This is a genomic window from Aquibacillus koreensis (assembly GCF_025154055.1).
In the GTDB taxonomy this organism is placed as follows: Bacteria; Bacillota; Bacilli; order Bacillales; family Amphibacillaceae; genus Aquibacillus_C; species Aquibacillus_C koreensis.
Genome location: NZ_JAOALK010000031.1, coordinates 1 through 18,310, shown reverse-complemented (window position 1 = coordinate 18,310; position 18,310 = coordinate 1). Strand labels below are relative to the sequence as shown.

The window sequence follows — 18,310 nt, the reverse complement described above, 5'->3', positions numbered from 1 at the left end:
GTAAAAGTTTCAACCTATTCTGTTTATTTATAAAGCACGTGTGAGATTCATGATCTTTCTTCGGACAAAAATAATGGCTACGACAAGTAAAATCACTGAAAAAGCTGGAATGAACAATATCCACTTCATTTCTAATGGTGGATGAATGATAGTAGGCAAATTAAGAATCACAACAACCCAAAGTGCAAGAAACAATGTTTGGATAATCCTTCGATATTTTTGAATATACGAGTTTTGATCAGAATAAAGCTCTTCTGTGTATACTCCATCTTTATGTCCTTTAAAATAATGCCATCCAAGATATGAGGTAACATATTCCCAACCAGCATCTTTATATAAATTCACATAACCAGGAAAATCCTTTATATTTACCTGGTAATCTAATTTATAGAGAAGCTGATTGGGGTATTGCTTTTCAAAGACATAGTAGAACAAGCGATAATGTTTAAATATCCACCCTTGTTCAGCCATTTGACTTAACCACGCTTCTTCACTTTCATCTTGCCAGACGAAAAAAAATTTCCACACACGTTTTTTCATGTTTCCTCACCACCCAGATTCGTAATTACCTGTTTGGTATTAACAAGCAACCTTTTTAATCGTGTATATTCCCCGATTACCACTTGTTCTCCAATAGATGTTAAGACATAGCATTTTCTACGATCCTCTACAGTAGTTTTTTCAATTAGCTTTTGTTTTTCTAATTTACTTAACGCACCATACAAAGTACCTGGTCCTAATCGAACTTCTCCTTCACTCATTTCCTCCACTTTTTGCATTATACCGTAACCATGAAGTGGGTTATGTAATGCTAGTAATATATAATATGTGGTATGAGTTAATGGTAAGTAATCATTTATAATTTTGGGGCTTGTCATATCTAACTCCTTTATATCTCCTATCGATATATCGAACATCAATATATCGCACACCGATATATTATGCGATTCATGGTTATATGTCAATAGCATTTGTAAAAAAGGTACCAAATATCATGGTTTTGAAGTTAACTAATAAGGGTAATGAGAGTTGCATAATTGTTGTGAAATATTTATAAAGGTATTTGTCAGCTAGGTCAACATAATTGAGGCTTACATAAATATATATAGTACAAACATATAACCTAATGATGATTAAGAACTGGAGGTGATTTAGCTATGGATGGGTTTTCATTAACTGTTTTTGAGAAAGATGGAAGTATCTTATTGAATGAATCTTTTGAAGCAAATCACGAAAAGGAAGCAATGGAACTTTGTAAGGACCGATTAGAAGAAACTGGCTATTCGAATCAAACCCATAGGTTTGTTTCTCCAGACGGTAAACTTCTGCTATTTCACCGATAATCGTTTATCAAACATCACCATTAATCAACACTAAAATACATCCTTGTTCTTGGATAGAAGAGATAAAAATGCATTAAAAAACCTTGCTATCCTAAAGTCAAGCAAGGTTTTTTCCTTATTGTTGTTCTTGTGCTCCGTATAATTCTTCAAGCGGCTTTGTGATAATTCGGCTAACATCGTTGATTAACACATTTAATTTTTGCTCTTGTTCCATTAGCTTTGAGATTTGATCATGTTGTTGAACTAATTCCACCACTTTTTTGGCTTTTTCTACTTCTTCCTCTGTAATTTCCATACCTTGCATTTGTTTTTGTTGCAACTCTAATTGCGTATTACGGAAATCATCAAACATTTTTTTCGCTATCTCATCCGCCATTACAGCTTCATATGCTGTTTTTAAATCCTGAAATTCCTGACTCTCTCTTACTGCCTTTTCTAAATCATACGCACTATCATAAATATTTGCCATTTTATATTCCTCCTTCATTAAGTTCACTTCAGACCTACCAACCAACTATAACAAACGTAAAGCACTTATCCAAACGTTAAGACAATAATCCCCTGTATAAATCCAATAATTCCTCCAAGTAGAGCACCTAAATAAGTAATTAAGGTAAATTCTTTTTTGGATATATTAAGCACTAATTCTTCTACGCGTTGAATTGGAAAAGAAGCTACCTCTTTTTCCACAATATCCTCTAATTGAATGCTCGACATAATGACATCCATTCGTTGCATTACTATGCTCAATACTTTTTCAATAATGGTTGGAGTGATTTTGTTAAGCACTACTACTTTTAGAGATTCAAACAATACAGTTATTGGTTTGTTCAACCAAACGTCTAACGGAAGATTTAATGCAATCATACGCCCAACCGTTTTTTTAGTAGCTTCTTCTCCTAATTTATTTTCAATTTCTGAAACTGGTTTATCTAACAACTGCTCTAACTCATTTGCTAAAACATCCTTGATTAACTGCCTTGATTCTTCTGTTCGGATGTATTGTACTAACATTGGCTGGATATTATCAACAAGCGTTTCATTTCCCATAAAAGATGCGATCATATTGCCAAAGAACCCTTTTCCAGCTAGGTATGTTTCGACTAACTCCACCATCTTGTTTCTAGCCTCATCACTTGAAACAAAGTCAATCAGTTTCTCTTGCGCATACCCGGACAGTTTGTCTACTCCTTTATTTGCCTTACTAATCCATTCTTCATCTAGTAGCGAACGGATTGATTTATGCCTGTTCTGTTCCATAATTCTTTCATAATAACTTTCAGACCAAGTTGCGACCTTTTGTCTTAAATTTTCTTCCTCTAGATTCACCCCAAAACCTTCGAGCATTTCCTTTACACTTGCCTCGGAGGAAAGCATCTGTTCTACTTCACTTTTTGACCATGTTATTAATTGTTGTCTAAAAGCTTCTTGATTTAACCTTTTCTTCATTCCTTCCGCAGTCAATAAGTGCTCTACTACTGTTTTGCCTAGTTGTTTCGCAAGCTCATCTCTTCTTTTCGGAATCAAGCCTGGAGTGAAAGGAACCTTCCATTTCCCTATATATTTTGGTTCATATGGCCGAAATAACATCTTTATCGCCAAGGAGTTTGTTACCCCCCCAATAATTGCTCCAATTACGATCATCATGCTAATAATAAAAATTGCTGACATTTTCAATCGCCTCTCTCTTTCTTCTGTTCAGTAGTTACAAACATCTAATAAATTTTACCGATCAATAAGGACTAGTCATGAGTTTACATTATGTATCATATATATTCTATAAATTACAAGAAGGAGGGACAAGTAATCAATACATTTACTTTTGATGTTACCTTTTATCCTGGAAAAAAGAAACGAATGATTGTCCCACAACAGTATTATAAACATTTCCATTCGATTAACACCATTGATTATGGACCATATAAGACGACCGTTGAATGCTTAGCTCATCAGAAAAATAACCATACAATTTACATATCTTCTCCGTTAAAATCAACAATAAATTTATCATCAAACAAACAGCTAAGCCTCTATGTTCATGGGAATACTTGCGTTATTCCACTTACATTCGGTGTTTTTCTTGCTGGGTTTCAAAAAGATCAATTCCCGCTCGGGAACCGTACAAAACTATTTGAACAGATGAGTAAGGCTGGAGAGAAATTGGGTTTTCAAACGATTTTCTTTGGCTACCAACATGTTTTACAAAACAAAAGGAAAATAAACGGTTTCTACTTTCAACATAATGAATGGAAGCGAGACATATTTGATTTTCCAACTGTTGTCTACAATCGAATTCCGAACAGAAAAATTGAGCACCACCCTGAAGTAATGCAAGTAATGGAGATTATTCGTCTTGAAGCCACAATCTTTAACGATTCTTTTTTTAACAAATGGGAAATATATGATAATTTAATGAAAAACCCTAGTTGTTCTTACCTTTTACCAGATACAATATTACACCCATCCAAACAAAAAGTAATGCAACTATTAACACATCACCCAATCTATATAAAACCAATTCACGGTAGTCGCGGTGACGGAATTGTAAAATGTCAGAAATTAAGTACCGGAGAAATAGAATGTCATTTTTATCAAAATGATAAACCAAAAATTAATCGTTATACAGATGAGGAAAGTCTGTTTACACAACTATTTCCTAATGGTCTAAAAGGCTATGTTGTGCAAGAAGAGATTCCGTTACTCAAGAAGGGCAAAAGCGCTATTGACTTTCGTGTGCATACGAATAAAAATCATAAAAATAGTTGGGAAGTAACTTTAATTGGGGCTAAATTTGCCGGTAAAGGAAGTCTAACTACACATGTACAACGTGGTGGAAGCATTCATGTCGTCGAAGAATTGTTTCCTAAAAGTCAAGCAGATCGAATGACTTCAAAGCTTGCCAAAACCGCAGTACACCTAGCAAATGCCATTGAGAAAAGTATTTTCCATCCCATCGGTGAAATAGGCTTTGATTTAGGAATGGATCAGGAAGGAAAAGTATGGTTGTTCGAAGCAAATGCGAAGCCCGGATTCAGTATTTTTGATCACCCAAGGCTAGAAATAAAAGCAAGTGAGGTCTTTTCTCACCTCTACAAATATGCATTTTACCTTCATAACATGAGGTTAAATAAGGCACTGTAACGCATGACTTACCTTCTTTCTGTAAAAACTAAAGAAGAAGGGAGGCTTCGCTATGGATAAAAAGAAAAAGTATGATCAAGACCCTTATGAAGATCGAAAAGAGCATGAATTAGATGTAGATCGTATGATTAGTGAAGGTATGGCTGGGGGTACAACTTACTCTATTCATGGCCGCATGCAAATTGAACAAGCGAGAGAATTACCTGAAGAGGATGAACCATTCCCTGAGGAAAGTTAAATTCTTTACTCTTTTCCAACATATAAAGACTAACGCATATTTTTTCATTTGTGCGTTAGTCTTTTTTATTTAGGTTGCAATTGCAAATATCCTCTAATTCATTTAGGCTTTGTTATAATAGAGAAAATGTAAAGAAAGAGGAAACGTCATGATTGAAAAACTAAGACAAGTTTTCCCCTCACTTGTAGAGGAAAACCCTGACAAAAGTGTCGATCCACAGCAATATTTATGGTTTAGTACAAACGATAATAAAGTTATCGGCATTCTTGAAGAAGAGACCAATGAAAAGGATAAGATACTACTCGAAAGTTTTTTAACTCCTTATAATTTTCATCAACCGCCAGTCACAAGCCGAGAAGAACAATGGATAAAAGTATTGTTTCATAATGATTCATCTATTGATCTCAGTAACGATCAAAGCTTACATTATCGGTTTGTCTATTTTTCCTTATCGGATGATATGATGGATCCAACTTCATTCACTGAAGCTATACATGGGTTATTTCCTAGTCGTGTACCGATTATTTGGGAAAATTCACATGAAGGTGTCATAATAGAAGAATATAAATACTCTGGGGACGAATTGGTTTCTTACCATGATATTATTGATGTTTTAATGAGTGACTTTTACATGAAGGTTCATATCTATATCGGACCATATATCAATAATATAGCATTGGCTCAAAAGTACTATAACTGGGTTAAGCAATGCTATCACAAAGTAATTCGATATGACAAAAGAGCGGTAATTCATTATGTGCAAGCAGTCCCATACTTAATTTTAGAACCCTTAGATGAACAAGCAGTTTCTAATTTAATTGAATCCGTTTTTCAGGAAACGCTTCAGGAAGAAGAACTTCTACAAACGATTCAAATATTTTTAGAATGTAATTCTAATGCTACATTAGCTGCCAAAAAATTATTTATGCATCGCAATAGCCTTCAATACCGAGTTGATAAATTCATTGAAAAAACAGGGATTGATGTGAAGCAATTCGAAGGTGCTCTTTCTGTGTATCTCACACTGTTGCTTAAGAATAAGTACTAAACCTGACTATTTCAGCCATATTTCTTGTTTCTTTCTAAATGGAACTTAAAACTAAAATCAACATTATGTAAGCGTGCACAAACTAGACTGTTAATTTTGTGCACTCTTGCCATTTACCTGTCCATCATAATTGGGTAAACTAAACACAGGTTAAATAAAACGTTTTCAAAAACGGGAGGTAATTTAAAATGGCAGAAATAACACTAAAAAATATTGATAAGATTTATGACAATAGTACAGATAAAGCGGTAGATAACTTTAATCTTGAAATCAAAGATAAAGAGTTTATCGTATTCGTAGGTCCATCTGGTTGTGGTAAATCAACAACGCTTCGTATGATCGCTGGTCTTGAAGAAATTACAGATGGTGAATTCTATATTGACGATACTTTAATGAACGATGTTGCTCCTAAAGATCGTGACATCGCAATGGTATTCCAGAACTACGCACTATACCCACACATGAACGTTTATGACAACATGGCATTCGGGTTAAAGTTACGTAAATTCAAAAAAGACGAAATCAAAAAGCGTGTAGATAACGCTGCAAGGATTCTAGGTCTTGAAGCTTACTTAGATCGTAAACCAAAAGCACTTTCTGGTGGTCAACGTCAGCGTGTTGCTTTAGGACGTGCAATTGTACGTGATGCAAAAGTATTCTTAATGGATGAACCTTTATCTAACTTGGATGCAAAGCTACGTGGTCAAATGCGTGCGGAAATTCAAAAGTTACACCAACGCCTGCAAACAACTACAATTTACGTTACACACGACCAAACAGAAGCGATGACAATGGCAACTCGTCTAGTTGTTATGAAAGACGGTGTAATCCAACAAGTAGGTGCTCCTAAAGAAGTATATGATAAGCCAAACAACATTTTCGTTGCTGGATTTATCGGTGCACCATCGATGAACTTCTTCACTGGTGAATTAACAGATGGTAAAATTCAGTGTGGGGAAACTTCTATTGATATTCCAGAAGGTAAAATGAAAGTGTTACGTGACCAAGGTTATGTTGGAAAAGAAGTTGTTCTAGGTGTACGTCCAGAGGATATGCACGATGAGCCAGTATTTATCGATGCAAACCCGGGATCAAAAATCAACGCTGAAATTGACGTAGCAGAATTAATGGGCTCTGAGTCATACCTATATTCTAAGTTCAACGATCAAGATTTCATTGCGCGTGTTGATTCTAGAACAGACATTAAAGGCGGAGAATCAATTGAGTTAGCATTTGATATGCATAAAGCTCATTTCTTCGATAAAGATTCAGAACAAGCAATTAGATAATAAAAAAGGAAGGCTACAAGTATTTACTTGTAGCCTTTTTACATGCTTGTTACTCTCTAACTTCTTTTATGGATATATCCAATTCTTCACCGCAAGACGGGCAAGCATATAAATGCACACAAGTATGTTGATTTGTGGACTCCTCATCACCATCTATTAGCTTTGTGCCCTCATATTCTAAGTAAGCGATATAATCCCCCATAAAGTCAACCAACCTCCCCTGATGATCCATCGAATGTTGGCACTTTGGACATGTTTGTGTCACTGCAGTTAGTCCATTACATACTGGGCATACGTACATTTGTATAACCTCTCTTCCAAGCCTAATACTTATTATTAGGTTTCTCTTTCTTTTCATACCTACCCATAACAAAAATTGGCTTTCGTCTGTAAATTTTTTCATATATACGAATAAAAGGGAAGTTTTGGTTGATTATATACTTATAATGAACACAAAGTTTGTCACATGAAGAAGGATGCTTAGAAAATCTACAAAAAGGAGACACCTTCACAGGTGCCTCCTGGCCATTCAGATATTTAGTTTTGGTTATTACTGTTGTTGACCGCCGAATTGTTGTTCAGCAGTTTGTACTAGACGCTTTGTAATTTCGCCACCTACAGAACCGTTAGCACGAGAAGTTGTATCTGCACCTAAGTTAACACCAAATTCTTGTGCAATCTCATACTTCATTTGATCCAATGCTTGTTGTACGCCAGGTACTACTAGTTGGTTTGAACTGTTGTTTTGTGCCATGATTAAATTCGCCTCCTATAGATTTTATAATAATTTATTTGGTAATATCTGATTCACATCTTACTTATTACTTAATTTGACCGCCAAATTGTTGTTCAGCAGTTTGTACTAGACGCTTCGTGATTTCGCCACCTACAGAACCGTTAGCACGAGAAGTTGTATCTGCACCTAAGTTAACACCAAACTCTTGTGCAATCTCATACTTCATTTGGTCTAATGCTTGTTGTACGCCAGGTACTACTAGTTGATTTGAATTGTTGCTTTGTGCCATGACTTCTTCACCTCCTGTATTTGTTAAGTTAACCAGATTTTCAAGAACTTATGAGTCTTTTTTACTGGTAATTTCTTACTAAGTGGTGAAATTACTAAGACACTTGCTCTATTATCTCGTTTGACCACCAAATTGTTGTTCAGCAGTTTGAACTAGTCGTTTAGTGATCTCGCCACCAACAGAACCGTTAGCACGAGAAGTTGTGTCAGCTCCAAGATTCACGCCAAATTCTTGTGCAATCTCATACTTCATTTGGTCTAGTGCTTGTTCTACACCAGGTACTAGCAATTGATTTGAATTGTTGTTGCTTGGCATGTCTTATCACCTCCTGTACTCAGTATTGTGAGCAGGTAATTCTTATTTTATGAGTATTTTTTTCGTGGGAAAATATAGAAAAAGCTCGACAACCTTTTATGACGGTTGTCGAGCTATATATCTTTTATAAAAATTACTTTGGATATGTCATTTCTTTTGGATTTATATAGGAATCAAATTGTTCACCCGTAAGTAGCCCTGTTGCAATAGCTGCTTCTTTTAAAGTAGAATTCTCTTCAAAAGCTTTTTTAGCTATCTTTGCTGCATTCTCATAACCAATGTGTGGATTAAGTGCAGTAACCAACATTAAAGAATCATTTAAATTCTTTTCGATGTTCTCGTAGTTTGGTTCTAAGCCTTGTACACATCGCTCATCAAAGGAAAGCATGCTGTCAGCTAATAATTGAGCGGATTGAATAAAGTTATATGCAATGACAGGTTTAAAGACATTTAATTCAAAGTTTCCTTGGCTAGCCGCAAAACCAATCGTTGCATCATTACCCATAACTTGTGCTACAACCATTGTTACTGCTTCACTTTGAGTAGGATTTACTTTTCCAGGCATGATTGAGCTACCAGGTTCATTTGCAGGAATATTAATCTCTCCAATTCCACAACGAGGTCCACTCGCTAACCAACGCACATCATTAGCAATCTTCATTAGATCTGCCGCAAGTGCTTTTAGTGCACCATGTGCATAGACCAACTCATCATGACTTGTTAAAGCATGAAATTTATTTGGTGCCGTAACAAACGCTTTATTTGTTGTTTCAGATATTTTTTTTGCAACTCTTTCAGAGAACTCTGGATGTGCATTTAAACCTGTTCCTACTGCCGTACCACCAAGAGCAAGCTCTCTTACATAGGAAAGACTTTGATTAATCATTTGCTCCGTCTTTTCAAGCATACGATGCCACCCACTGATTTCTTGACCTAATGTAAGTGGCGTAGCGTCTTGTAGGTGTGTTCTTCCTATTTTAACTATATCTTTAAACGCTTCCATTTTTTCTTTTAATGTATTTTTTAGCGTTCCCAGTGCAGGTAAAACCGTATCCTCTAATTTAATAACGGCTGCAATATGCATGGCTGTTGGATACGTGTCATTTGAACTTTGTGACTTGTTAACATCATCATTTGGATGTAGTGTAAGTGAACTATTTTGTTCTTTTAGCCACGCATTACCAACAAACGCAATGACCTCATTCACATTCATATTTGACTGTGTTCCACTTCCGGTCTGCCAAACAACCAATGGAAAATGATCTACTAGTTCACCAGCAATAATCTGATCTGCTGCATATGTAATCGCTCTTGCTTTTTCTTCTTCCATTAATCCTAATTCACTATTTACAATAGCTGCACTCTTTTTCAATATAGCAAAGCCATCAATAATTTCTTTAGGCATTAATTCTTCACCAATCGGAAAGTTTTGTTTACTTCTTTGCGTTTGAGCACCCCAATATTTATCTGCTTGTACCTTTATTTCCCCTAGCGTATCTTTTTCAATACGAAAGTCCATGTTGATTCCTCCCTAAAGTTTTATATCCCTTTTCTATTGTATCAAATTTTCACAAAAACATATAAATGGAAACTACTAAAAATTTTGGTAATTATAAAAATTTCAAATTTATCACATGACGACATGCTATAATAAGGTTACCTTCTAAGGAGAGGAGAATAAAGCACAATTTTATTCTTTCTCACATGTATCTTGAAGTAGGTTTTCGATCTCTATCTAATTAGAGGTCTTTTTTTGTGTGTACTTTAGAAAAACTCGCATTCGCTTACATTGTTTCAGCCGAAAGACTTACTAGCTAAAATTTATACTTCGTAACGTAAAATAAAGGAGGAACACAATTCTTCTATACCTGAAGTATTGTGTTCCTCTTTCTGATTAATAACCGAAACCAAAATATTCTTCTAGCGTAATGGATCTTTCATATATTTCTTGAGCTATTTCTGTTCCTACGTATCGCAAATGCCATGGCTCATATGCGTAACCAGTTATATCACTTTTCCCCTCAGGATAACGAATAATAAAACCAAATTGGTGCGCGTTTTCAGCTAACCAACTACCCTCATTCGTTTGTTTAAACGATTGTTCCAAGGCGAATGCAACTTCTGCAGTCGTTACATCCATCGCAAGGCCAGTTTGATGCTCGCTTGTTCCTGGTTTAGCTGAAAATTGGTCTGCATGAGCTTGTCCATTCGTATTAACATTATGTTCATAAATGGTTTTTTGACGTTCATATGAACGATAGCCAGATGCTGCAACAAGCGCTAGTCCTTCTTCTTCTGCAGCCTGAAATAGTTGTTCAAGTGCAGTAGCAGCTTCCTGTCTCATTTGTTTTTTTGGTAGGTTCTCATCAAAGTAGAATGGCACATTTGGCACGACAAGGTTTTTAGGATTCCAACCATCTGGTAATTTGCGTTGCTTATTAACAAAAACTTCAATACTATCTGGGTTATCAACGACTGTTAACCCATTATTTGTCGTTTCATTGTTATTTTCATTCGTTTCTTGATTTGTTGTTTCAGTCTCTTCCTCTTTATCTGTTTCTTCTTGTTGTTGCTCTTCCGGTTGGTCCACTTGTTCCTGTTCGTTTACTTCCATTTCTTCTTTATCGTCAACACTAGCTTGTTTGTTTTTGACTTCATTCATTGATTGTTCATCCTGTTGACAGCCAAAAAGCACAACACTTATTAAAATAAAGACTAATAAATGCATAAATCTCCTCATAATATCCCTTCATTTCTGCATTATTTATAGAATGTTCCCCTTTAAAACTATAACATATTTTAGGTTTTTCAGTAGATTAAACATCTATTATTCAATAATTTCCAATTCACTTATATTTCATTTAAGGTTCAAAAACCGAAAAAATCCTTGCCATATTGACAAGGATTTTTAAAAATTAATGCTCCCAAGAGTACAATTGATACTTCTTACTAAGTTTTAAAAACTTTTCTTTGTCGTTTGAGTCAATACTTTCATTGATCTCTTCTTCTAAGCGTGCCTTATTCCAGTTAAAACATAATTCATCAAGTATTAATTTTGATGCAAGCTTAATTTCATAGGAAATTTCTCTCTTTGCTGCGATCCTAGATACCTTCTTTACACTAAAAACCTTTAACTTGTAACTTACCTTATGCTTTTTCATGGAACACGCCCCCTTGTTCCTTTTTTCTATTATCCTAGATTTTGCAACTTTTTGCAATGATTTTTCTGTAATTTTCTGAATATTTATATAAGACAATTCCCAATAGATCTAATTGTTAAACACCATTAACAAAATTCTTGCTAACTTTATGTTAGATAAGACGAGCCCCATTAGGCAGATGATCTCTTTTAAATTTATGTAAAAAACCTGAATATCCACCGTAAAGGTGTTAATCAGGTTTTTTTATTTCAAATTTATTAAATAAGGAACTAGACGACTGGCTTCCCCCTCCTTGGGGTTTAATTGTCCTAAATGCTAATAGTCCTGCTATAAAAGCTAGTGCCGCAAAAGTTACGACCATCCAAATTAAATTTGTCTTCATAAACAATGCAGTCGCAGGTGGGCCTGCAGCCACACCCATATACCTTGCAGAACTATAAATACATGTAATAGTTCCTCTTACTGCTTTACTGATACTTTCTGTTATTAAGGCGTCCAAACAAGGAAGACTTACCCCAATCCCTACTCCACAGATCAAGAAAACGATTAGAAGATACACAAATTGTTCAGAGAATTGAACCGCAATTACAGCACCAGTAGACAACATAATCCCAAAAAAAGTGATCCATTTCATTTTCACTAAATTATCTTTAATCACTTTTCCAGTAATATACGACGCCAAGCATAATGCAGCTAACGGACCAGCCAAATAAAATCCTTTTTTAACTCCATCTATCTTATACGTGTCCTCAAGAACACTGGAAAGATAAAAAAGTACACCAAACAAAATGAACATTAAAATGGCCCCAATTATAAAAACTGCAAATAACCAACTTCCATGTTTGTGAAAAGCTTTTTTTGTATTTAACCAAAAGTCATGAAGTTTAGGCCCTTTTTTGTCGTTCTTTGGTTTTTTAACTAATAATAGGACTAATATCGCCGAGAACAAACAAAATATAGGAATAGATAAGAATGGTAAATACCAGATAAACCCTGCTAATAACGCACCAAGAATCGGACTTAATACCTTTCCAAATGTATTAGCAGTTTCCACTAATCCTAAAGTAGAGCTTACATCTTTTTCTCGCTTAAACATATCACCGACAAGTGGCAATACAATAGGTGCTGTACCGGACACCCCTACACCTTGCAGTACACGGCCAAGTAATATGATCGGATAAGCACTATCCAGTTTCCATGCTGCATACCAGGAGATAAGTCCGCCGATACCAGATAAAAGTAACGATGGAATAATAACAACTTTTCTTCCATAACGATCAGACAAGAATCCCGCCAATGGTATTAAAAAGATAGCGACAATCGAATAAACAGTAATAATAAGGCTAGATTGAAACTTTGAAATATCTAACTCCTTTTCCATTAAAGGAAGGACTGGTATTAACATGGAATTTCCTAAAGTCATGATTAATGGAATAGACGCCAATGACACAATAGCCCATCGCTTTTCATGTATTTCATCTTGCTGCTTTCCTGTGTTTTTGGAGTCAAGAGTAGAAGTCATTTATAAAATCCTTTCTAAGTAGTCGTCCCTAATATTGTCCTAAATTTTATATATTTCATTCTACAAATTTAAATAAATTACTATTTCCTTCATCTTATCTTGACTATATTCTGTTGAATTGAGCTTCTATGAAAAAAAACATTCTTAACGTATAAAAACCCACCATGAGGTGAGTTTTTTAGTCCTACCCATTAACGATTTTCTTTGTAATTTCCAAAGTCCTTCTAGCTTGGTGTTTGACAGCTTTTTCAACATTTTCGACCATGTTGCCATCTTGATCAACGGTAACACTTACACCATAAGGATTTCCTCCAGCTGCGAAAAGCTCCTGGTTCGTATATCCTGGTGCTGCAATGATTGCCCCCCAGTGGAACATAGAAGTATATAAATGAAGGATGGTTGCTTCTTGTCCACCGTGTGGATTCTGTGCAGAAGACATTGCACTAACTACTTTATTTACAGTTTTCCCTTGTGCCCACAGTCCACCCGCAGTATCCATAAATTGTTTTACTTGTGCTGGCACATTTCCAAATCGCGTAGGAACGCTAAAAATTATTCCATCAGCCCATTCTAAATCATCCATCGATGCTTCAGGAACATCTTTCGTTTCTTCATAATGTTTTTTCCATGCCGGATTTTGAGCAATAGCTTCTTCAGGTGCCAATTCCTTGATTTTTCGAACTTTTACTTCAGCCCCTGATTCCTGCAACGCTTCTTCTGCCCATTTCGATAGTTGATAATTTGTTCCTGTTGAACTGTAGTAAAATATTGCAATATTAGTCATTGTATATTCTCCTTTCTAACACAGATAGTATAAACAACAGGAAATAATTTCATTCAATTTTTCTGAAATGAAATTGCCGAAACATCGTAAAGTTTTTCGTATTGCTTCCGTTATCTTGCACAAAATGAATGTATTAGTAATTACATTTAAATTTAGCTTAGGGAAAGTTCGTTGCGCACTAGCAATTTAAATTGATTAAAGCATTTATGTTTCTCTAGACCCATCCAATTATTGTTTGATAAGCTAAACATGCTAGGAAGAAGAAGCGGAGGCATTTAGATGAGCCAATATGATAACTTAAAAAAAGGGGAACGTGGAGCTTGGATTAGTATTTTTGCTTACCTTTCGCTTGCATCCATTAAACTGTTTGTGGCTTATATCGGAAGCTCAGAAGCCCTTCGTGCAGACGGTCTTAACAACACAACAGATGTCGTAGCATCTGTTGCTGTATTAATCGGCTTGCGTATCTCCAGAAAACCTCCAGACGAGGATCACCATTACGGTCATTTTCGCGCTGAAACGATCGCATCTTTAATAGCTGCATTTATCATGGTCAGTGTTGGCCTGCAGGTTATATTCGGTACAATTCAATCTATTATCGCAAATAACTATATCAAACCTGATATGCTAACGGGTTGGACAGCCTTGGGTGCGGCTTTTGTTATGTTATTTGTTTACCGATACAATTTGAACCTATCCAAAAAAATAAAAAGTAGTTCGCTATATGCAGCTGCCCAAGATAATCGTTCAGATGCACTTGTAAGTTTAGGTGCATTTATTGGGATTACCGGAGCCCAATTCGGTTTATTTTGGCTAGATCCTATAGCAGGCTTAGCTGTTGGAATTATCATATGTAAAACTGCATGGGAAATCTTTCGAGACGCAAGTCACACGTTAACAGATGGATTTGATGAAGCTGAGTTAGCAGAGATAAAATCGAGTATTGCAAAGCACCCGGAAGTGGAAGAAGTAAAAGATGTAAAAGGACGGTTACATGGAAATCAAACCTTAGTAGAGGTTACCATTTATGTGGATCCTGAACTCACTGTTCAAGAAAGCCATGATATAACAGAAAATATTGAATCGTTACTTGATGAAAAACATGATGTACCACATGCACACATCCATATTGAACCATACACACCCGAAGCGGGTAATAAGAAATAGCTATTTTAATAATAGGCACGAATTGATCCCAATAAGGACTTTTCCGCTTTATGTATAGAAGGGAGAGCGCATTTATTCCGTGTTTGGGCGCATATGTGTCGTGAGTTAGATCTCAAGGTCAGGCGCATAACGTATTACCATTTTTTCTCCACATTTTATAAAAAATAGCCTAAAAAAAAAGACATGCGCTAATTAATGCGCACGTCTTTTTTCATTCAAATCGCTTCAATAATGCGTCTATGCTTTCCCAACCAAAAGCGGTTTCTTGATAAGTTCCTTTCCCAATTGTAGTCTCTTCTTCTTCTATTTGTTTTGCACCATGATCGATGTAGAACTTACTTGATGGGTTTTGCGTAAGTACCCATACAAGAAGTGACTTGTACTCTAGTTCATTCATCTCTTTAGCAAATGCTTCAAGCATCATTGCTCCGAGACCTTTACGTTGAAAAGCATCTAATAAATAGATAGCGTAAATCTCCCCATCGTATCCAAATCTTTTGGTTCTTTCTTTTCCTCCAGAAATAAATCCAACAATTTGATTATGCTGGTCCAGAACAACCAAAGCTACTTGACCATGCATAGGCATGCTCAATACGGTTTCCCACAATGTTTTTCTATTTTCATAAGTAATATTAGACATATCTTTTTCGTTAATCAATTCAGAATAGGTAGACTTCCAGCTTTTTACGTGAATATCAGCAATCTTCTCAGCATCTTCTAACTTTGCTTTTCTAATTTGATACATGAATAGCGCCCCCTATTTAAATGGAAATAACTACAAAGTAGTTAACAAAAATACTGTAGCAATCGCCCCAATCACTACTAAAATAATATTCAATCCCAAAAAGGCCAGTAAAATTGCTACTATACCACCTAGTAAACCAATATGTGGTTGATCGGGCTTTACAGTTAAAATACCTGGGAAGATAAGTGCACCTAAGGCAGCATAAGGAATTGCTTGGAGCCATTTATTCATCCAGTTAGGAAAATTAACTTTGTCGACAATATATGCCGGAACAAAACGTGGAATCATTGTTACCAATGCCATTCCTACGATAATAAGTAGCATCATACCTTTTCCTCCTTAAGCACATAGATCCCAACTAGTCCACCAATTACAGTTCCAATGACGATTGCCCAACCTTGTGCAACAAATTGGCTGAAAATATAATTAATTAACATAGCAATAATTGCAATAAGCCCCATTCTTACTTCTTTTTTCACGGAAGGTACTAATAACCCAATAAACATCGCATATAAAGCTACTCCCATACTTTGACTTAAAGTCTCTGGGATAATGTCTCCAAGCAACCCACCGACACAAGAACCAATTACCCAAGAAAGGTAAGCGGTAAGCATTAATGCAGCATAAAAATATGTACCATTTTCTTGTTTTGCTTTATCTCCATGCAGAGATGCAACAGAAAAGGATTCATCGGTTAAACCTAATGAGAGTGGTACCTTCCACTTCAAGTCTATTCCCCTTAACCTATTCATAAATGATAAGCTCATAACAAAGTGACGAAAATTCAAAACAAAGGTTGCCACGATAATTTCAATCGCACCTGTTCCAAGTGCAATCATGCCCGCCCCCATAAATTGGGCTGCACCTGCATATACTAAAACACTCATCATCGTTAATTCAAAAATGGATAATCCTGCTTGTTTTGCTAATACTCCATATGCAATCGCTATTGGTAAATAGCCAAGCATAATAGGAATTCCTGTCGTTATACCCCGTTGAATTTGTGTTACTTTAGTAGAGGGGGTTCCCTCTATAACCTTTGTTGTCATCTTTCAAAAATTCCCCTTCTTCATAACCTAACCAAATCTTTATCCGTGAATCAAAACATAGTAAAAAATAGACAGATAAAATCACATGTGACTACCCATAAGCTTAAACATCATCTTGATTTGTTAGGATAATCGGTCCATCTTTAGTAATAACAATTGTATGTTCAAATTGTGCTGAACGACTACCATCTATAGTTCTTGCCGTCCAATTATTTGCGTCCATTTTACTCTTCCAATCACCTTCGTTAAGCATTGGCTCAATTGTAACTACCATACCTTCTTTTAAACGTACACCTTTACCAGCCTCTCCAAAATGAGGGATATGTGGTGCTTCATGAATAGTTGGTCCTATTCCATGTCCTGTAAAGTCACGAACAACAGCGTATCCCTCTGCTTCCGCATATTGTTGGATTGCATGACCAATATCACCAATCCGATTTCCCACCTTCGCTTGTTCGATACCCTTATACAAAGATGTTTTCGTTACATCTAAGAATTGTTTTGTTTTTTCATCAGCTTCTCCTACTACATACGTCCAAGCAGAATCAGCTAATCCACCATTAAGGTTTACAACCATATCAATTGTAACAATATCGCCAGCAACAAGTTTTTCATCTCTTGGAAAACCATGGCAGATCTCATCATTTATAGATGCGCAAGTTGCGTAGGGATAGTCATTATACCCTTTTTGTTCAGGGGTCGCCCCATTTTTAGATAAATATTCTTCTACAAACGAATCAATTTGCTTCGTTGTTATACCTGGCTTTATTAATTTTGCAATTTCTTTATGGCAGGACGCTAGAAGTGCACCAGCTTTTTGCATTAGTTGAATTTCTCTTGTACTTTTTCGCGTAATCATTACAGTAACTCCCTTTCTAACTATATGTACATTATTATTCGTTACATAAATAGTAACTTGCTTTTTACTTTCATCATTTTATCATATTTTCTATGATACCACGTTAGACTTAGAAACATTAAATAGATGAATCCGCTTTGTGGAAAAAAACAGGGATAAAGAGTTAAAAAGGATAGAAAGAAGCAAATCTCTTTCTATCCTTCACAACTATTAATTAATATGCACCATATCCTCCGACAAAAGAAGCTCCTACAATGATCAATAGGATAAATAATACTACGATTAACGCAAACCCAGTTCCATATTCTGCACTCATGAAAAAACCTCCTTTATTTATTCCACTTATAGACTATGTTCTCAAGTCCTTTTTGGAAGGGAATAAAATAAAAATAGGTAAATACCTAGAAAACATTTTCCACTAGGCTACTTTGTAAGCAGTAATGCTTTCATAGCGTCGGACTTGAAGTAAAATGCGTCGTAACGCTAAAATACTCAATTTTAGGTGGCATACCTTAATGCGGCCAAGCTTGATTCTGACTCTGAATGGCAGTCGCACGTTATTGATGTCCGAATCAGTGGGAGATTCTGACTCTGAATGGCAGTCACGCGTTATTGATGTCCGAA

The 18,310-nt window shown here is 35.8% G+C and carries 24 protein-coding genes; 6 read left to right on the top strand and 18 right to left on the bottom strand.

Features of this window, described 5'->3' with window-relative positions:
- Positions 1–27: 27 nt before the first annotated feature.
- Both NYQ66_RS07190 and NYQ66_RS07185 read right to left on the bottom strand, forming a co-directional pair.
- Positions 28–540, bottom strand: a complete 513-nt coding sequence (locus NYQ66_RS07190) for a DUF2812 domain-containing protein (protein ID WP_259868334.1) — start codon at positions 538–540, stop codon at positions 28–30.
- Positions 537–878: a PadR family transcriptional regulator gene (locus NYQ66_RS07185; protein ID WP_259868331.1), complete on the bottom strand. Its 342-nt coding sequence runs from the start codon at positions 876–878 to the stop codon at positions 537–539. Before NYQ66_RS07185 ends, NYQ66_RS07190 begins: the two co-directional genes overlap by 4 nt.
- Before the next feature lie 279 nt (positions 879–1,157).
- Here NYQ66_RS07185 and NYQ66_RS07180 point away from each other — a divergent pair, with 279 nt between their 5' ends.
- Positions 1,158–1,343, top strand: a complete 186-nt coding sequence (locus NYQ66_RS07180; RefSeq protein ID WP_259868328.1) for a YhzD family protein — start codon at positions 1,158–1,160, stop codon at positions 1,341–1,343.
- A gap of 115 nt (positions 1,344–1,458) precedes the next feature.
- Here NYQ66_RS07180 and NYQ66_RS07175 read toward each other — a convergent pair whose 3' ends face one another.
- Complete coding sequence (locus NYQ66_RS07175) at positions 1,459–1,812, bottom strand: YlbF family regulator (RefSeq protein ID WP_259868327.1); 354 nt, start codon at positions 1,810–1,812, stop codon at positions 1,459–1,461.
- Between the two features lie 65 nt (positions 1,813–1,877).
- Positions 1,878–3,014, bottom strand: a complete 1,137-nt coding sequence (locus NYQ66_RS07170) for a DUF445 domain-containing protein (RefSeq protein WP_259868326.1) — start codon at positions 3,012–3,014, stop codon at positions 1,878–1,880.
- Between the two features lie 90 nt (positions 3,015–3,104).
- Here NYQ66_RS07170 and NYQ66_RS07165 point away from each other — a divergent pair, with 90 nt between their 5' ends.
- The 4 genes from NYQ66_RS07165 to NYQ66_RS07150 all read left to right on the top strand — a co-directional run bounded on the left by NYQ66_RS07165 (position 3,105) and on the right by NYQ66_RS07150 (position 7,059).
- The gene (locus NYQ66_RS07165) at positions 3,105–4,484 is read left to right on the top strand and encodes a YheC/YheD family endospore coat-associated protein (protein ID WP_259868325.1); all 1,380 of its coding nucleotides are present in this window, start codon (positions 3,105–3,107) and stop codon (positions 4,482–4,484) included.
- 52 nt (positions 4,485–4,536) lie between these two features.
- Entirely contained in the window at positions 4,537–4,722 is a 186-nt protein-coding gene (locus NYQ66_RS07160; RefSeq protein ID WP_259868324.1) for a hypothetical protein, read from the top strand.
- Positions 4,723–4,870: 148 nt separating this feature from the next.
- A complete protein-coding gene (locus NYQ66_RS07155) occupies positions 4,871–5,770 on the top strand; it encodes a PucR family transcriptional regulator (protein WP_259868322.1) in 900 nt (299 codons plus the stop codon).
- 188 nt (positions 5,771–5,958) lie between these two features.
- Positions 5,959–7,059, top strand: coding sequence for an ABC transporter ATP-binding protein (locus NYQ66_RS07150; RefSeq protein ID WP_259868320.1), 1,101 nt, complete (start codon positions 5,959–5,961; stop codon positions 7,057–7,059).
- A gap of 49 nt (positions 7,060–7,108) precedes the next feature.
- On the opposite strand, the gene NYQ66_RS07145 is transcribed toward NYQ66_RS07150, so the two are convergent.
- The 9 genes from NYQ66_RS07145 to wrbA form a co-directional block, all read right to left on the bottom strand.
- Positions 7,109–7,360: a hypothetical protein gene (locus NYQ66_RS07145; protein ID WP_259868318.1), complete on the bottom strand. Its 252-nt coding sequence runs from the start codon at positions 7,358–7,360 to the stop codon at positions 7,109–7,111.
- Positions 7,361–7,609: 249 nt separating this feature from the next.
- Positions 7,610–7,813, bottom strand: a complete 204-nt coding sequence (locus tag NYQ66_RS07140) for an alpha/beta-type small acid-soluble spore protein (protein ID WP_259868317.1) — start codon at positions 7,811–7,813, stop codon at positions 7,610–7,612.
- 67 nt (positions 7,814–7,880) lie between these two features.
- The gene (locus tag NYQ66_RS07135) at positions 7,881–8,084 is read right to left on the bottom strand and encodes an alpha/beta-type small acid-soluble spore protein (RefSeq protein WP_259868315.1); all 204 of its coding nucleotides are present in this window, start codon (positions 8,082–8,084) and stop codon (positions 7,881–7,883) included.
- A gap of 111 nt (positions 8,085–8,195) precedes the next feature.
- Positions 8,196–8,399: an alpha/beta-type small acid-soluble spore protein gene (locus tag NYQ66_RS07130; RefSeq protein ID WP_259868314.1), complete on the bottom strand. Its 204-nt coding sequence runs from the start codon at positions 8,397–8,399 to the stop codon at positions 8,196–8,198.
- Between the two features lie 133 nt (positions 8,400–8,532).
- Entirely contained in the window at positions 8,533–9,918 is a 1,386-nt protein-coding gene (gene fumC, locus NYQ66_RS07125) for a class II fumarate hydratase (protein ID WP_259868312.1), read from the bottom strand.
- A gap of 375 nt (positions 9,919–10,293) precedes the next feature.
- On the bottom strand, positions 10,294–11,127 hold the full coding sequence (locus tag NYQ66_RS07120) for a M15 family metallopeptidase (protein WP_259868311.1): 834 nt from the start codon (positions 11,125–11,127) through the stop codon (positions 10,294–10,296).
- Between the two features lie 187 nt (positions 11,128–11,314).
- Positions 11,315–11,560: an IDEAL domain-containing protein gene (locus NYQ66_RS07115; protein WP_259868310.1), complete on the bottom strand. Its 246-nt coding sequence runs from the start codon at positions 11,558–11,560 to the stop codon at positions 11,315–11,317.
- A 229-nt stretch (positions 11,561–11,789) separates the two neighbouring features.
- Positions 11,790–13,082 carry an MFS transporter gene (locus NYQ66_RS07110; protein WP_259868307.1) on the bottom strand — a complete coding sequence of 431 codons (1,293 nt, stop codon included), beginning with the start codon at positions 13,080–13,082 and terminating at the stop codon, positions 11,790–11,792.
- 184 nt (positions 13,083–13,266) lie between these two features.
- On the bottom strand, positions 13,267–13,866 hold the full coding sequence (gene wrbA / locus NYQ66_RS07105; RefSeq protein ID WP_259868305.1) for an NAD(P)H:quinone oxidoreductase: 600 nt from the start codon (positions 13,864–13,866) through the stop codon (positions 13,267–13,269).
- A 279-nt stretch (positions 13,867–14,145) separates the two neighbouring features.
- Here wrbA and NYQ66_RS07100 point away from each other — a divergent pair, with 279 nt between their 5' ends.
- Positions 14,146–15,033: a cation diffusion facilitator family transporter gene (locus NYQ66_RS07100; RefSeq protein WP_259868303.1), complete on the top strand. Its 888-nt coding sequence runs from the start codon at positions 14,146–14,148 to the stop codon at positions 15,031–15,033.
- Positions 15,034–15,244: 211 nt separating this feature from the next.
- On the opposite strand, the gene NYQ66_RS07095 is transcribed toward NYQ66_RS07100, so the two are convergent.
- The 5 genes from NYQ66_RS07095 to NYQ66_RS07075 all read right to left on the bottom strand — a co-directional run bounded on the left by NYQ66_RS07095 (position 15,245) and on the right by NYQ66_RS07075 (position 18,002).
- Entirely contained in the window at positions 15,245–15,778 is a 534-nt protein-coding gene (locus NYQ66_RS07095; protein WP_259868301.1) for a GNAT family N-acetyltransferase, read from the bottom strand.
- 30 nt (positions 15,779–15,808) lie between these two features.
- Positions 15,809–16,105: an AzlD domain-containing protein gene (locus NYQ66_RS07090; RefSeq protein WP_259868299.1), complete on the bottom strand. Its 297-nt coding sequence runs from the start codon at positions 16,103–16,105 to the stop codon at positions 15,809–15,811.
- Positions 16,102–16,827, bottom strand: a complete 726-nt coding sequence (locus NYQ66_RS07085; protein WP_259868298.1) for an AzlC family ABC transporter permease — start codon at positions 16,825–16,827, stop codon at positions 16,102–16,104. The genes NYQ66_RS07090 and NYQ66_RS07085 overlap by 4 nt, the downstream gene beginning before the upstream one ends.
- Before the next feature lie 103 nt (positions 16,828–16,930).
- Positions 16,931–17,686 carry a type I methionyl aminopeptidase gene (gene map, locus NYQ66_RS07080; protein WP_259868297.1) on the bottom strand — a complete coding sequence of 252 codons (756 nt, stop codon included), beginning with the start codon at positions 17,684–17,686 and terminating at the stop codon, positions 16,931–16,933.
- A 214-nt stretch (positions 17,687–17,900) separates the two neighbouring features.
- Positions 17,901–18,002, bottom strand: coding sequence for a YjcZ family sporulation protein (locus tag NYQ66_RS07075; RefSeq protein ID WP_259868296.1), 102 nt, complete (start codon positions 18,000–18,002; stop codon positions 17,901–17,903).
- Positions 18,003–18,310: the final 308 nt, after the last annotated feature.

Coding starts and splice junctions, on each gene's coding strand:
- map (WP_259868297.1), bottom strand. CDS start 17,686: ATGATTACGCGAAAAAGTACAAGAGAAATTCAACTAATGCAAAAAGCT.
- NYQ66_RS07075 (WP_259868296.1), bottom strand. CDS start 18,002: ATGAGTGCAGAATATGGAACTGGGTTTGCGTTAATCGTAGTATTATTT.
- NYQ66_RS07130 (WP_259868314.1), bottom strand. CDS start 8,399: ATGCCAAGCAACAACAATTCAAATCAATTGCTAGTACCTGGTGTAGAA.
- NYQ66_RS07090 (WP_259868299.1), bottom strand. CDS start 16,105: ATGATGCTACTTATTATCGTAGGAATGGCATTGGTAACAATGATTCCA.
- NYQ66_RS07160 (WP_259868324.1), top strand. CDS start 4,537: ATGGATAAAAAGAAAAAGTATGATCAAGACCCTTATGAAGATCGAAAA.
- NYQ66_RS07085 (WP_259868298.1), bottom strand. CDS start 16,827: ATGACAACAAAGGTTATAGAGGGAACCCCCTCTACTAAAGTAACACAA.
- NYQ66_RS07165 (WP_259868325.1), top strand. CDS start 3,105: ATGTATCATATATATTCTATAAATTACAAGAAGGAGGGACAAGTAATC.
- wrbA (WP_259868305.1), bottom strand. CDS start 13,866: ATGACTAATATTGCAATATTTTACTACAGTTCAACAGGAACAAATTAT.
- NYQ66_RS07110 (WP_259868307.1), bottom strand. CDS start 13,082: ATGACTTCTACTCTTGACTCCAAAAACACAGGAAAGCAGCAAGATGAA.
- NYQ66_RS07170 (WP_259868326.1), bottom strand. CDS start 3,014: ATGTCAGCAATTTTTATTATTAGCATGATGATCGTAATTGGAGCAATT.
- NYQ66_RS07155 (WP_259868322.1), top strand. CDS start 4,871: ATGATTGAAAAACTAAGACAAGTTTTCCCCTCACTTGTAGAGGAAAAC.
- NYQ66_RS07135 (WP_259868315.1), bottom strand. CDS start 8,084: ATGGCACAAAGCAACAATTCAAATCAACTAGTAGTACCTGGCGTACAA.
- NYQ66_RS07100 (WP_259868303.1), top strand. CDS start 14,146: ATGAGCCAATATGATAACTTAAAAAAAGGGGAACGTGGAGCTTGGATT.
- NYQ66_RS07140 (WP_259868317.1), bottom strand. CDS start 7,813: ATGGCACAAAACAACAGTTCAAACCAACTAGTAGTACCTGGCGTACAA.
- NYQ66_RS07115 (WP_259868310.1), bottom strand. CDS start 11,560: ATGAAAAAGCATAAGGTAAGTTACAAGTTAAAGGTTTTTAGTGTAAAG.
- NYQ66_RS07175 (WP_259868327.1), bottom strand. CDS start 1,812: ATGGCAAATATTTATGATAGTGCGTATGATTTAGAAAAGGCAGTAAGA.
- NYQ66_RS07190 (WP_259868334.1), bottom strand. CDS start 540: ATGAAAAAACGTGTGTGGAAATTTTTTTTCGTCTGGCAAGATGAAAGT.
- NYQ66_RS07145 (WP_259868318.1), bottom strand. CDS start 7,360: ATGTACGTATGCCCAGTATGTAATGGACTAACTGCAGTGACACAAACA.
- NYQ66_RS07185 (WP_259868331.1), bottom strand. CDS start 878: ATGACAAGCCCCAAAATTATAAATGATTACTTACCATTAACTCATACC.
- NYQ66_RS07180 (WP_259868328.1), top strand. CDS start 1,158: ATGGATGGGTTTTCATTAACTGTTTTTGAGAAAGATGGAAGTATCTTA.
- NYQ66_RS07150 (WP_259868320.1), top strand. CDS start 5,959: ATGGCAGAAATAACACTAAAAAATATTGATAAGATTTATGACAATAGT.
- NYQ66_RS07095 (WP_259868301.1), bottom strand. CDS start 15,778: ATGTATCAAATTAGAAAAGCAAAGTTAGAAGATGCTGAGAAGATTGCT.
- NYQ66_RS07120 (WP_259868311.1), bottom strand. CDS start 11,127: ATGCATTTATTAGTCTTTATTTTAATAAGTGTTGTGCTTTTTGGCTGT.
- fumC (WP_259868312.1), bottom strand. CDS start 9,918: ATGGACTTTCGTATTGAAAAAGATACGCTAGGGGAAATAAAGGTACAA.